Origin of the sequence: Paenibacillus sp. FSL K6-1122 (assembly GCF_037977015.1) — a bacterium.
GTDB lineage: Bacteria > Bacillota > Bacilli > Paenibacillales > Paenibacillaceae > Paenibacillus > Paenibacillus amylolyticus.
On record NZ_CP150272.1, the window covers coordinates 2338253 to 2351587 of the forward strand.

The 13335-nt window shown below is 46.2% G+C and carries 13 protein-coding genes; 6 read left to right on the forward strand and 7 right to left on the reverse strand.

Annotated elements, in window-relative coordinates:
- The first annotated feature begins 10 nt into the window (after positions 1-10).
- From NSQ20_RS10465 to NSQ20_RS10475, 3 genes are all read left to right on the forward strand, one after another.
- The gene (locus NSQ20_RS10465; RefSeq protein ID WP_036609680.1) at positions 11-589 is read left to right on the forward strand and encodes a TetR/AcrR family transcriptional regulator; all 579 of its coding nucleotides are present in this window, start codon (positions 11-13) and stop codon (positions 587-589) included.
- 60 nt (positions 590-649) lie between these two features.
- Positions 650-2581 (forward strand): ABC-F family ATP-binding cassette domain-containing protein, encoded by a 1932-nt coding sequence (locus NSQ20_RS10470; protein ID WP_036670126.1) that lies wholly within the window; start codon positions 650-652, stop codon positions 2579-2581.
- A 163-nt stretch (positions 2582-2744) separates the two neighbouring features.
- Positions 2745-3683, forward strand: a complete 939-nt coding sequence (locus NSQ20_RS10475; protein WP_340032404.1) for a hypothetical protein — start codon at positions 2745-2747, stop codon at positions 3681-3683.
- Positions 3684-3804: 121 nt separating this feature from the next.
- On the opposite strand, the gene NSQ20_RS10480 is transcribed toward NSQ20_RS10475, so the two are convergent.
- The 5 genes from NSQ20_RS10480 to NSQ20_RS10500 all read right to left on the reverse strand — a co-directional run bounded on the left by NSQ20_RS10480 (position 3805) and on the right by NSQ20_RS10500 (position 7898).
- Positions 3805-4845: a M42 family metallopeptidase gene (locus tag NSQ20_RS10480; protein WP_340032405.1), complete on the reverse strand. Its 1041-nt coding sequence runs from the start codon at positions 4843-4845 to the stop codon at positions 3805-3807.
- A gap of 113 nt (positions 4846-4958) precedes the next feature.
- The gene (locus tag NSQ20_RS10485) at positions 4959-5339 is read right to left on the reverse strand and encodes a lipopolysaccharide assembly protein LapA domain-containing protein (protein ID WP_047842377.1); all 381 of its coding nucleotides are present in this window, start codon (positions 5337-5339) and stop codon (positions 4959-4961) included.
- A 132-nt stretch (positions 5340-5471) separates the two neighbouring features.
- Entirely contained in the window at positions 5472-7262 is a 1791-nt protein-coding gene (gene pepF, locus NSQ20_RS10490) for an oligoendopeptidase F (protein ID WP_127543947.1), read from the reverse strand.
- A 213-nt stretch (positions 7263-7475) separates the two neighbouring features.
- Complete coding sequence (locus tag NSQ20_RS10495) at positions 7476-7661, reverse strand: hypothetical protein (RefSeq protein WP_036609669.1); 186 nt, start codon at positions 7659-7661, stop codon at positions 7476-7478.
- Between the two features lie 3 nt (positions 7662-7664).
- Positions 7665-7898 (reverse strand): hypothetical protein, encoded by a 234-nt coding sequence (locus NSQ20_RS10500; protein WP_017689395.1) that lies wholly within the window; start codon positions 7896-7898, stop codon positions 7665-7667.
- Positions 7899-8060: 162 nt separating this feature from the next.
- Here NSQ20_RS10500 and NSQ20_RS10505 point away from each other — a divergent pair, with 162 nt between their 5' ends.
- Complete coding sequence (locus tag NSQ20_RS10505) at positions 8061-8258, forward strand: cold shock domain-containing protein (protein WP_017689394.1); 198 nt, start codon at positions 8061-8063, stop codon at positions 8256-8258.
- Positions 8259-8413: 155 nt separating this feature from the next.
- On the opposite strand, the gene NSQ20_RS10510 is transcribed toward NSQ20_RS10505, so the two are convergent.
- Together NSQ20_RS10510 and NSQ20_RS10515 are read right to left on the reverse strand one after the other, a co-directional pair.
- Positions 8414-9586: an MFS transporter gene (locus NSQ20_RS10510; RefSeq protein ID WP_074094449.1), complete on the reverse strand. Its 1173-nt coding sequence runs from the start codon at positions 9584-9586 to the stop codon at positions 8414-8416.
- Positions 9587-9626: 40 nt separating this feature from the next.
- Entirely contained in the window at positions 9627-10967 is a 1341-nt protein-coding gene (locus NSQ20_RS10515; RefSeq protein WP_340032406.1) for a multi antimicrobial extrusion protein MatE, read from the reverse strand.
- 179 nt (positions 10968-11146) lie between these two features.
- Here NSQ20_RS10515 and NSQ20_RS10520 point away from each other — a divergent pair, with 179 nt between their 5' ends.
- Positions 11147-12226, forward strand: a complete 1080-nt coding sequence (locus NSQ20_RS10520; RefSeq protein ID WP_017689390.1) for a tetraprenyl-beta-curcumene synthase family protein — start codon at positions 11147-11149, stop codon at positions 12224-12226.
- A gap of 53 nt (positions 12227-12279) precedes the next feature.
- Positions 12280-13251, forward strand: coding sequence for a 6-phosphofructokinase (gene pfkA / locus NSQ20_RS10525; RefSeq protein WP_036609663.1), 972 nt, complete (start codon positions 12280-12282; stop codon positions 13249-13251).
- Positions 13252-13335: the final 84 nt, after the last annotated feature.

A 13335-nucleotide genomic window follows, 5' to 3' on the forward strand; every position in this document is an offset into this window, starting at 1 on the left:
GGAGTACATTTTGAGCACTGTACAGGGAGACAAATCGGAGGCTATTTTGGATGCGGCCTATGGTATTTTTGGCTCGAAAGGTTTTTATGAGACCAAAATGTCTGATATTGCAGACGAAGCCGGCATCGCAAAAGGCACCATTTATTTATATTTCAAAAGCAAGGAACAATTATTTATCGCAGTATCCAAGCGGGATTGTAACAGTTTTATCAGCCGTCTTGAATATGCTTTGAACTCGTATGAGAACACAGGTGATAAACTTGGAGCAATAGCCAAGACCCATCTTACGTATTATTATGAGCGTCGCAATCATACCAAGCTCTTTTTTATGGCACCCAATAATGATCCGGATCTGATGAAATTCATGAAGGCATTCATGAATCAATACATGAGTATGGTGTGTGAGGTATTGGAAAGTGCAAGTGTACCTGAGCCTGTATTGCTCGCTGAAGCCTATATTGGAATTCTGGACCGGCTGAAGATGGATATCATGTTGAATCCGGAGTTTAATGAGGAACATCTGAACAAACGAATTGCTTTTGCAGCAGCATTGTTTCTGGACGGATGCCGTTCTTTTTTACAAGTTTAAAGTAAGTGCGCGGATGTACGTAATATTGAATTTTAATTCACAGAGAAGTGGGTACGAGCAATGAACATAATGACGGTAGAGCAAATTGCAAAAAGTTATGGCGAAAAAATATTGTTCAAGGATGCTTCATTTGGTATGGCTGATCAGGACAAGATTGGTGTCGTTGGGGTAAATGGAACCGGTAAATCCACGTTTTTGCGTGTGATTTCTGGTATGGAACCCGCAGATGCGGGACAGATCTCGATCGGTAATGACGTACGTATTCAGTTCCTGGCACAGAATCCGGACTTCAATCCGGATAATACGGTACTGCAACAAGTATTCGAAGGTGACAGCATGGAAATGAAAACCGTGCGTGAATATACGGAAACGATGGAATTATTGGAACTGAATTCGTCCGATCCAGCGTTGCAAGAGCGGTTATTACGTTTGAATCAGCAAATGGAGCAGCTTCAGCTCTGGCAGATGGAGAGTGAAGCGAAGAGCATTTTGTCCAAATTGGGTATTCGTCAATTCGATGCACTGATGGGCACATTGTCTGGTGGACAACGCAAAAGGGTAGCACTTGCTGCTGCACTGATTCATCCTTGTGAACTGCTCATTCTGGATGAGCCTACGAACCATATTGATAATGATTCGGTCGTTTGGTTGGAGCAGTACTTGCAGAAGCGCCGCGGCGCACTGCTTATGATTACGCATGATCGGTATTTCCTGGATCGTGTGGCGAATGTCATGTTGGAATTGGATCATGGACGTTTGTTCCGATACGAAGCGAACTATACACGTTTCCTGGAACTGAAGGCGGAGCGCGAAGAACGGGAAGCTTCTTCGGAACAGAAGCGTAAGAACTTGCTTCGGACGGAGCTTGCATGGATTCGTCGTGGTGCCAAGGCACGGACAACGAAACAAAAAGCGAGAATTGATCGCTTCGAACAACTTAAAGACCAGCAAGGAGTCCAGCGCTCGGGTTCATTGGAAGTATCGGTTGGCTCCACTCGTTTGGGGAAAAAGATTCTGGAGATCGAGCATCTTTCCAAATCCGTGGGTGGCCGCACGCTGATCGAAGATCTGAGTTATATTGCCGTACCTGGAGATCGGGTAGGGATTGTCGGACCGAACGGTAGTGGTAAGTCCACGTTGCTTCAGATGATATCTGGCAAGCTGGAACCCGATGCAGGTGTGGTTGACGTTGGTCCTACGGTCAATCTGGGTTATTTCACACAGGAACATCAGGAGATGGACGAATCTCTTCGTGTGATTGAGTATATTAAAGAAGTGGCCGAGAATGTGAAAACGGCCGATGGCTCTCTGATTACAGCATCCCAGATGCTGGAGCGGTTCCTGTTTACCCCGGCATCCCAGTGGACGCCAATCTCGCGTCTGTCTGGTGGAGAGAAGCGTCGCCTGTATCTGCTGCGTGTGCTGATGGCTGCGCCGAATGTATTGCTGCTGGATGAGCCGACGAATGATCTGGACATCCAGACACTCGCTGTACTGGAAGACTACCTGGATGATTTTCCGGGTGTTGTCTTTGTCGTATCCCATGATCGCTATTTCCTTGATCGTACTGTGGATAAAGTGTTGTCTTTTGAGGGCAACGGTGCTGTACGTGTGCACGTCGGCGACTACAGTGAGTATGCGGAATGGATGCTGAAAAATGCGCCTGGAGCTAATCAAGAGAGTGATACAGGAGCGGCGAAGGTGAAGCAGTCATCGGAGAAAACGACGCCTGCTGTGTCAGCGGCTAAACCGAAGTTGAAATTCAGCTTTAAGGAGCAACGTGAATACGACCAGATTGATGAAAATATTGAGAAGGCTGAAGCCAATCTTGTCCGGATTAACAAAGAGATGGAAGAGTCATTTAGTGATTCTGCCCGTCTGCAGGAGTTGATGGCGGAGCAGGTTGAGGCTGAACGTCATCTGGATGAATTGATGGAACGCTGGACCGTTCTGAATGAACTTGCAGAGCAGATTGAACAGAGCAAGTCTTGATTTATAACTAAACATCGCCCTTTCTTCTACAGTGACTTTATGTCGCATTGGAGAAAAGGGCGATTTTTTTGTCTGCGAATTTGCGATTTTATGTGAAACGTTCTGTATGTTCATTACGTTGTATAAGTAAAGAATTCCATAGAAGGGAGAGAACACCACACTTATGTATAAAGAAATTAATCAACAGTTGGCAGCGCTCAAGGAAAAGGGGAGAATTTACGAGAAATGGACCAAACGTCTGGAGAAGCTTCAAACGGAGGAAAGCGAATGGGAAGCAAAGGTAAAACGTCGTCTGGAGCATCTCCAGAAGGAGCAGAAGGACGTTGATCGACTGAACAGTATGACATTGTCGGCATTTTTCTATCAACTGATTGGCAAGAAGACAGAGCGTCTGGAGAAGGAAGAGCTGGAACTCATGGAGAGCAAGGCTGCATACGACACCGCTTGTCGCATGTTACAAGACGTACAGGAGCAACGAATTCATGTGGAGCAGGAGTTGGAGGGCCAACGGCAGTATCAGTACTGGCAGAGCGATTACAACGCGCTGTGGGGGAAGAAGGAAGGTCGACTGCTGGACCAGGATGCGGAATTGCAACAGATGGCTGAGAATCGGGAACATCTGGCGAGCGAGCTTCAGGAACTGGATGAAGCTTTCCGGGAGGGGGAATACCTGCTCTATGCCCTTGAACGTGCCGAGAAGGCTTTGGCTTCGGCAGGTAATTGGGGTGTATATGACATGATGGGCGGTGGAGTCATCTCAACACATATCAAGCGAGGAAGAATGGATGACGCTCAGGTCGCCATCATGGATGCAGGTAAGCGTCTACGACGTTTCCAGAAGGAGTTGGAGGATGTAGAGATGGCTGTACACGCGGATCTGCATCTGGGAGGTCTGCTTTCATTCGCAGACTATTTCTTCGATAACCTCTTCGTGGACTGGATGGTTCAGGACAAAATTCGCAAAGCCGAACGTCAGGTGAAGGATGGACTGAGTGCCGTTCGGAAAACCATGCATGTGTTAAGAAATGAAATGCGTGACCATAAGGCAGAGTTAGAGATATTGGATCGTAAATATCATGCATATGTGGAACAGGCAGATTAAAAGACATGGAAACAAAGGCCCCTTCCAAGCACACTGAATTGTTGTGCTTGGAAGGGGCCTTTTTGATTAGACAAGACATATGAATGTCACCATGATGATTTCGTAGAAAAATGATTCTGTTTTACTTGGTTGTAATGTAGGCTGCGAGCAATCGTGCCGTATTCAGGACAGCATCCTTATGTGTACGCTCCATGGAATGAGATGCATGAACTCCAGGACCGATCAGTGCTGCACGGATATTGTTTCCTCCGCGTAATGCTGCACTGCCATCTGAGCCATAGTGGGGATAAATGTCGACGACGTAATCCATTCCATCTTGTTTGGCCAGTTCAATGAGACGGCTGGTCATATCGTAATCATACGGGCCAGAAGAATCTTTGGCACATATGGAAACGTCGGTTTCTTTACAGCTCAGGTCATCGCCCATGGCTCCCATGTCTACAGCGATCATTTCACTAATTTCCGCAGGGATATACGATGCGCCATGTCCAACTTCTTCATAGTTCGAGATAAGCAGAGAGACGTTATGTAATGGTTTCCAGCCTTCACGATGTGCAGACTCAAGGATGCCAAAGAGGGCAGCCACGCTGGCTTTGTCGTCCAGATGACGTGATTTGATATAACCACTCGGCGTGATGACTGCGCGAGCATCAAAGGAGATAAAGTCGCCGACAGCGATCCCGAGTTTCAACACATCTTCCTGGGAGGAGACGACCTCATCGATTCGAACTTCCATATGGCTCTCGGACCGTTCAAAGGTACGTGCATCCGGATAAACGTGGACAGACGGATGAAGGGAGAGAATGGTGCCTGTGTATGTTTTTCCATCCCGAGTATGGATGCTGCAATATTCGTTTTCAATACTTTGCATCGAAAAGCCACCGACAGAGGTAAGCTTCAATGTGCCATATGATGTAACCGAGCGTACCATGGCCCCTAGCGTATCCACGTGAGCGCTTAAAGCAATTGTCTTGGAAGAGTCCTGTCCGGGCAATGTAAGCACCGCACCGCCCTTGTTATTCAGCTCACAGGCGATGCCCAGTGCTGCTGCTTCCTTCCGGATCATCTCGATAATATGATGTGTGTAACCACTTGGGCTTGGTGTGTCCAACAATTTTTTTAGAAAAGACAGAACGTATGATTCATCAATTGTAAAACTCATTGTGTAATTTCCTCCTCGGATCATGGGTATGGTGTGAAACAAAATACAGCCTGTCTGGGGGAGAGAATGTGATACTACCATTCCTGACTCGCCAGCAGGCTGTCTCTGATTGGTTACAGTGTTCCCGTAGGGTTTCCTTTGCGCTGACTCTGGATCGAATCATTCTCCAATAGGCTGTCGGATTCATTTGAGTCAAGCGAATCCATCGATTTGAAAGAATCCAACGTAGATTTGCTTGTCGCAGAACTTTCCAATTCAGATACACGCAATTTCAATTGTTTATTCTCACGTTGCAGTCTGTATTGGCGATAGATGCCATATGACCCTACAATAATTCCACCGATCAGGGTACAGCCGAGAATCAGCAAGATCAGCGGGATTTGTACCGTGTTAAATAACAGGTTGACTTGTACGGAATCCACATTAATAACCGCAAAGATTCCCGTGAGCAGTGCAAAAACAAGACCTGCTATGAGTGCCCATTGCATTTTCATGGTGTTGCCTCCTTGTTGAACAATTGAGAACTAGATATGCATTACCCATATTCGGGTATGTTGCATCTTGCAATGATGATAAAATCCCCTGCCCAAACGGGCAAGGGATGCAGGTCACATGGAAAGACAACCTTATTTGGTTAGTTGCTCCATCTGTTCAATCAGTTCCTTGAAGACACTCATAGCTTCACGAATTGGCTGTGGTGTAGACATATCCACACCTGCTTTTTTCAGAATGTTGATGGAGTAATCACTGCCACCGCTCTTCAGGAAGCCAAGATATCGGTCAACAGCCGGTTGGCCTTCTTCCAGGATTTGCTTGGAAAAGCTTGTTGCTGCGGAGAAGCCTGTAGCATATTTGTAAACGTAGAAGCTGTTATAGAAGTGGGGAATACGAGCCCATTCCATTTCAATTTCTTTGTCAACAGCCATGCCTTCTCCGTGATATTTAACGTTCAGATCATAATAGATCTCGGATAACAATTGTGGTGTTAATGCGTCACCTTGTTCCGCACGTTCATGAATGATTTTCTCGAATTCAGCAAACATGGTCTGACGGAATACCGTTGTACGGAATTGGTCGGCATAATACGTCAACAGATACAATTTTTCCTTTGGATCTGTTGATTTGTTAAGCAGATAATCCATCAGCAACGCTTCGTTGGTTGTGGATGCAACCTCAGCCAAGAAGATGGTGTACTGTGCATCACGATACGGAAGTGTTGTATCCGAGTAATGTGAATGCAGAGCGTGACCCATTTCATGTGCGAGTGTGAACATACTGTTTAGGTTATCTTTGTGATTCAACAAGACATACGGGTGAGTGCCGTAAGCGCCCCAGGCATATGCGCCTGAACGTTTATTTTCATTCTCATATATATCGATCCAGCGGTTATCATATCCATTCTGCAATGCGTCAGCATAGTCCTTGCCGAGTGGTTTCAGACCGTCTTTAACCGTTTGTTTCGCTTCCTCATAGGTAATATCCATTTTGTATTCGTCTACGAGTGGAGCGAACAGATCGTACATGTGCAATTGATCTACACCCAGCAACTTTTTGCGCAGGTCCATATAACGATGCAATAACGGAAGGCTCTCGTGAATGGTGTCTACCAGATTGGTATACACATCCGTTGGGATGTTATCTCCATATAGGGACATTTCCATCACGGAAGGGTACTTCCGAACATTAGCATAGAACATATTTTTGGTTACATTTGCATTCAAGGCAGCTGCAATTGTGTTCTTCTGTTTGGCATAGGTTTCGTATACCGCTTTGAAGGCACGTTCGCGAACTTCACGGTTAGGGTTCTCCAGGAACTGAATGTAGCTGCCGTGTGTCAGCTCAACTTCGTTACCATGTTCATCCTTGATTCTTGGGAACTTGAGATCGGCGTTATTCAGCATGCTGAAGATTGTCTGTGGTGCTTGTGAAAGGTTGCCTACCTGTGCAAGCAAAGCCTCTTCTGCTTGGCTAAGAACGTGGGCTTTTTCGCGTTTCATCTCTTCCAGCGTAAATGTATAAGCAGAAAGTTTTTCGTTCGCAATAAATGCGTCCAACTGATCATCCGGCAGGGAAAGAATCTCTGGTGTGACAAAAGAAAGTGCTTCACCAACCCGTACGCCTAATTTCTGGGCTTTTTGGGACAGGTTTTGATATGTAGGATTCGCTGTGTCTTCATCTTGATGCATACGTGCGTACACAAAGAGGCGTTCTATTTTGAGGCTGATCTCATCTTCGAATTCGAAGCAAGATTTGAGTACATCAGGTTGATTCAGTTTGCCTTGGAATTCGGAGGCCTTCTTGGTCAAAGACGATACTTCTTCATATTCTTGATCCCAGGCTTTCTGATCGGCAAATAAATCTTCCAGTTTCCAGCTATGTTCAGCCGGCACCTCGGAACGTTTCAATAATTGACTCATGGAAATCCTCCTTTGATGATCTGATGAATGTATGGACGAAGCTGCCTTCGTCTCGCTTGCCTGTGCGGAGAGAGACGAAGGAATCAGACTAAGTACCAGGATAACAGATAGCGATTTCTGGTATTTCAACGGCCTTCCTCCTTACGATACGAATAATCTCGTATAGTATGACCTTAGGCACGTTGAAATATTTGAGCATCTGGGTCCCCGTGATCAGGCTCCCATGTTATACAGAAAATAAACGATCAGGAAAAAGGCGAAACAAATGAGCAGGGTAGCAATAAGCGCCATTCCCCGTCTTAATCGATCCGGGATGGAATTGCGTCCCAGAATAAGCACAATACCAAGAGAGAAGGCAAGGATAATAAAGATGACGACATTGCTTGAGTCAAGCTGCATGGGTTAGACCCCTTTGAAGGCAGCCATCAATTGACGCCATTCATCCTCACGGTTCTCAAAATCTGCTTTTGGAAAACGGCGTTCAGCCCAGTGCATTAATGCAGGACGGCTAAGGAATGTATGGCATTCTTCGCCCCACTCTTCCGAAATTTCTCGCAGTACGAGATATTTGCCTTGAACTTCTACGGTCATCATATTCCACTTGTCTGTTTTGTATATTTCATGTTTTTTTATCATAGGTAGTCTCCAAACTAACGGTTTTGGTAAAATGATACCGTACCCTACGATTCAAAGCAAATTTTTTCGACATTTATGGAAAGATTAATTGCAAAATGGAAGCCCATACAGTATAATAAGGGTATTCGCCATAGATGGCGATATTTTTAGGAGGTTTTTCATTTGAAAGGTACAGTTAAATGGTTTAACGCAGAAAAAGGCTATGGCTTTATTTCAGTTGAAGGCGGCGAGGACGTATTCGTACATTTCTCCGCAATCCAAGGAGATGGCTTCAAAACATTGGAAGAAGGTCAAGCGGTAGAATTCGAAATCACTGATGGAAACCGTGGTCCTCAAGCAGCTAACGTAAACAAACTGTAAGAATTTATCCGGCTAACGGACTTCTTATATATTATAAATTTATAGCTGAATATTAAGAACCTAAGCACAGTCCCCCAAGGGAGGCTGTGCTTTTTTTGATTCTAACATTTTCAGTGTAAATAACGGTTGAATACGATGTAAGTTTCCCTGTGTGTTCAGGAGACACGATTGGTCATGCTGGACCATAACTTCAATCCGAAACCGATTAGTGCAGCCAGGGAGAAAGCCATAGCGGTGAGATAGAAGGTTTGTCTGCCTGCATGTTCCAGCAGCAGTCCGCCCAACGTTCCACTAAGAAGTCCCGAAGCACTGGACCAAACAATGGTGAACAAAGCCATACCCGTAGCTCTGTAGCCGTCCGGAACTAGGCGAATGATGTAGCGGACCGCCGTAACGTAGAAAATACCAAAGGTAACACTGTGCATCGTCTGAATTGCAACAACAGCTGCAGGTGTATCAGATATGGACATGAGAAGCAAACGAACCGTATACATCAGTGCAGCAAAAGCAATTAGCGGCAGCTCTTTATAACGGTTTCCATACTTGCTGAGCAGTAGAAATATGGGGATTTCACTTACGGAAGAGATCAGCAAAGACCAGCCGATCAGCCCCTCGCTGGCACCCAGATCTTTTAGCGTGATGGTAAGAAATGCTTCGTTCATGCGATGTCCCATGGCAAGCAAAAATACACAGCCAAAAAAGGTGAGCACATCTCTGCGTTTCAAAATAGCCCATAACCCCGATAGGTCCATTTTGCTACTGCTTCCAGAAGGTTGATCCTTCAATTGAAAACTGATTAATAGTGTAGTGGCAGCAAGACCAACACAGACCCAAATCGTCCATGCTGGACCAAAAGATCCAAGGAAATACCCGATACTTAATGCAAAGAAGGCATAACCGATCGATCCGAAGACTCGAATGGAAGTGAAATTTCGGCCGTACTTGCTGGCCGTTGTAATGGCCATCGTATCGGAGAGAGGATAGACCGGATAATAGAAAAAGTAAAACAGGGTCACGAGTACAAATACCTGACCGAAAGTTGTTGCATTGGCGAGCATGATCCCTGTGATCAATTGACCACCAAGCAGAATGATCATTACTTTGCGTACCGTTTGGTAGCGGTCGCTGGCCATGCTCCAGAACATATTGGAGAACACAGAGATGAGGGGGCCAATTCCGTAGAGATATCCAATCTCAGCCCGACTGAAGCCCAGATGACTGAAGTAAAGCTGGAAGTAGGATACCACCAGAACGGTGGAACCAAAGATGGTGAACATGAGAGCCCGCAGCCAGTTCTGATCCGGGCGGGCGTTGTGACTTAATTTCATGATGAGAGACTCCAATCCTGATAACAATTCAATGATTTTATTACCCTTTCAGGGATGTTGATTTACTGGCTTTCGGCACGGACATCGTAGGTTCTTGCTTCGTGCCCCGGATGACGAGCCAGACAATGATAAGTTCGGCGAGCAGGCCAAGGGATTGGGCAACAGCGCCAATCATGCCGTTCCACGCAGGGAAAATACTAACCAGTATAAGCAGCACAATTACCGTGCAGATTGCATTCGCCGTTTGCGAACGAAACATCGTTTTTGTCTGACCGCGAAGCAGAATGAGGCCATTGCTGAAATCCAGAAAAGGGAAGATCAGCGGAAATAAGACGAACGCACGCAGTGTCCACAGACTTTGTTGCAAAAGTTCGCCCTGAACGCTCATGACATTTTCGAGTACCCATGGTCCCAAGGGGGTATAGGCAATCGACACCATCATCGCAAACGGAATAAATCCGGTGACAAGTGCGAATTTTCGTACCAGTTTGGCGTCCACAAGGTAGAAATTAAGCACGATCTGATGGATGTATGTAAAGAAGCTTAGCATCAACTGCATCAGACTGCTTGCTATGGCAAAGGATGAAATGGCTAGTGCGATCCCGGTCGTTTTGCCAAGTACGATGTTAATAACCGGTCCTATGAACAGCGCTACAAAGCTGGATAACAGAAGCGGCTTATAAAAGCGAAATACGTCTCCCTTGCTCTCAACGGGATGATCCTCAAGCTTGGCTGGCATCTTGCGCTTGATGCTGTTACCCTCCAGAAAGCTGACGAGCGCTTCAATCATCATGCCAGCAGCAAAAATGATAGCGCCTACACGTCCACTGTCAATGCTGTCTGTATATATGAAATAGAGGGAAAGGCCGTACATACCGGCTAAACGGAATACCATCCCGATGGTTAACCACTTGGTGCGGTTATTCGTAATGATGATCCCCTGATAGATGTTGCGGATCACTGAAAAGATACTTACATACATGAGAATTTCATATACGTCGATGACTTTGTTCAGCAGATCCGGACTTACACCAAACAAGTATTTGAACACCCCGGTACCAACGGGAGAGTATACGATAAGAAACCCAATGAGAAGCACACAGGCAAGAAATATTTTGGTCACAAACGTGAGGGCCTGAAAGGAAAGGCGATCGCGGACCAGTGCAGAACAGGTTTGCCGCAGCAGGGTGGAGGGGCGTTCCGTGAGGGTTAACAAGCTACCGGCGATGGCATAGCTGGCAATAACCGTCTCGGGATGAGCGGAACGTGCTAATGTGCTGTTTATGATGACGTGAGAAATGGTGACGAGAGAGGCGGAAATGCCAAGTGGCACAAAAAAAGAAAATAACCGTCTCCACGAAAGTGATTCACTTGACGACATGTCAACGACTCCTTTGATGGATGAAATATGCCTAGTATATCACAAAGCTTTGGGCGCGGATGCGATTTTTTATGCGGAATATGCGGCAGATCATTTGTACAATTAAGGGGATCATATTATAATAGGAATGGTTAAAAATCGCTCTAATACGTATTCAACCAAGTGGAGGCACATTTATTTTGAGCCAATCAAATCGAAAACGTCATCAATATCCGCGTGGACCGCTGGCATTGATGAGAGGGGTGTACAAATACACCATTCCGGAAACACGGAAGGCACTGAATGGATGGCGTGCTCAAGCTGAGGCGATTCCGAATGAGGAATTGCGTACACAGGCACTTGCCAGTCTGAAGGATAAACAGTTTCACTGTGAAGGCGGAACCGTCTACGCATTAGCTGATTTGCCAAACAGACACATTCTGATTCCGCTGATCGTTTCATATCAAACTATTAGTGATTATTTGGACAATCTGTGCGACCGCAGCACGTCGATGGACCCGGATGACTTTCGTCTTCTCCATCAATCCATGCTTGATGCGGTAGATCCCGAAGCAATTCCCGTCAATTATTATGCCCTCCGTGAGGAGCAGGATGACGGTGGATATCTGCGGAATCTGGTGACCACATGTCAGGAACTGACTCGTCAGTTACCAGGCTATACGTCCGCCAAGCCCCAAATTCAGGATCTGGCAGGCCTATACACGGACCTGCAGGTATATAAGCATATCAAGCCGGAACTGAGAGAAACGGCACTGCTCGAATGGTGGTCGGAGCATCGCCATCGCACACCTCAGTTTCGTTGGAACGAATTTGCTGCTGCAACTGGCTCTACACTGGGCGTTTTCATGCTGTTTCTGGCTGCGAGTGACGATCAGTTGACTGAAGAGCAAGCGGCCTCGATCCACACGGCCTATTTCCCACATGTATGCGCATTGCACATTATGCTCGATTATTTAATTGATCAGGATGAGGACCGCATCGGGGGAGATCTCAACTTCTGCAACTATTATGAGAATGTGGAGACAATGCTGGACCGAATTGCTTTTATTGTGGAGATGGCACGCAGCGATGTACAGAAGATTCCGGGAAGCTCCTTTCACCGGATGATCATCGAAGGACTGATTGCCATTTACCTGTCTGATCCCAAAGTCAGCGAACAACAGGAAGTTCGCGTTGTATCCAAACGTCTGCTGAAAAATAGTCCGATCACAAGAATATTTTTCTTCATTTTCAGTCGCTGGATACGGAAAAATATGTAAGTCAGGTGTGATATTGCGGAGCCTGAAGTGAAACTAGAGGAGGAAGAAACATCATGACAGCAGTAAAGAAAATCGCAGTATTAACGAGCGGTGGTGATTCACAGGGGATGAACGCGGCTGTTCGTGCGGTTGTTCGCAGCGGACTGTTTCACGGTCTCGAAGTATTTGGAGTTCAACGTGGATACCAGGGTCTTTTGAATAATGACATTTTCCCAATGGATTTGCGGAGTGTAGGGGATATCATCCAACGTGGGGGAACGGTTCTTCAATCGGCACGTTGCAAGGAGTTCTATACCGCTGAAGGTCAGCAAAAAGGTGCGGACATTCTGCGTGCGCGTGGTATTGACGGTCTGGTTGTTATCGGTGGGGATGGTTCCTACAACGGAGCGAATAAACTCAGCAAGCTGGGCATTAACACCATGGGTCTGCCAGGAACGATTGATAACGATGTTTCATTCACCGACTATACCATCGGATTTGATACAGCTGTAAGCATAGTAGTTGATGCAGTAAACAAATTACGTGATACGATGTCTTCACACGAACGTTCTTCCATCGTTGAAGTTATGGGTCGTCACTGTGGGGATATCGCTCTGCATGCCGGACTTGCTTCGGGTGCTGAAACGATTCTTGTCCCAGAAGTTCCATTTGATATGGACGAAGTAGCAGATCGGATGAAAGCTAACTTTGCACATGGCAAACGTCACAGTATTATCATCGTTGCAGAAGGCGTAGGCAAAGGTGAGGATGTAGCAAAAGAACTGATGGAACGTTGCCCAACGTATGAGCCACGTGTAACCGTTCTGGGTCACATTCAGCGTGGGGGTACGCCAACACCTTTCGACCGTAACTTGGCAAGCCGTCTTGGCGACTTCGCTGTTCGCAGTCTGATCGCAGGCGAGACAGACAAAGGTTGTGGCATTATCAAGGGTGAACTTACCCTGACGGATATTGATAAAGTGGTTAACACAAAAAAAGATTTCGATATGGTGACTTACGAGCTTGCACAACGTTTGTCCCAATAATTCGATTCATACGCAAAGAGCACAATCCCGCTTTAACGTGGATTGTGCTCTTTTTGTTGTTTCCAAAGTAAGTGAGTGTTCTGA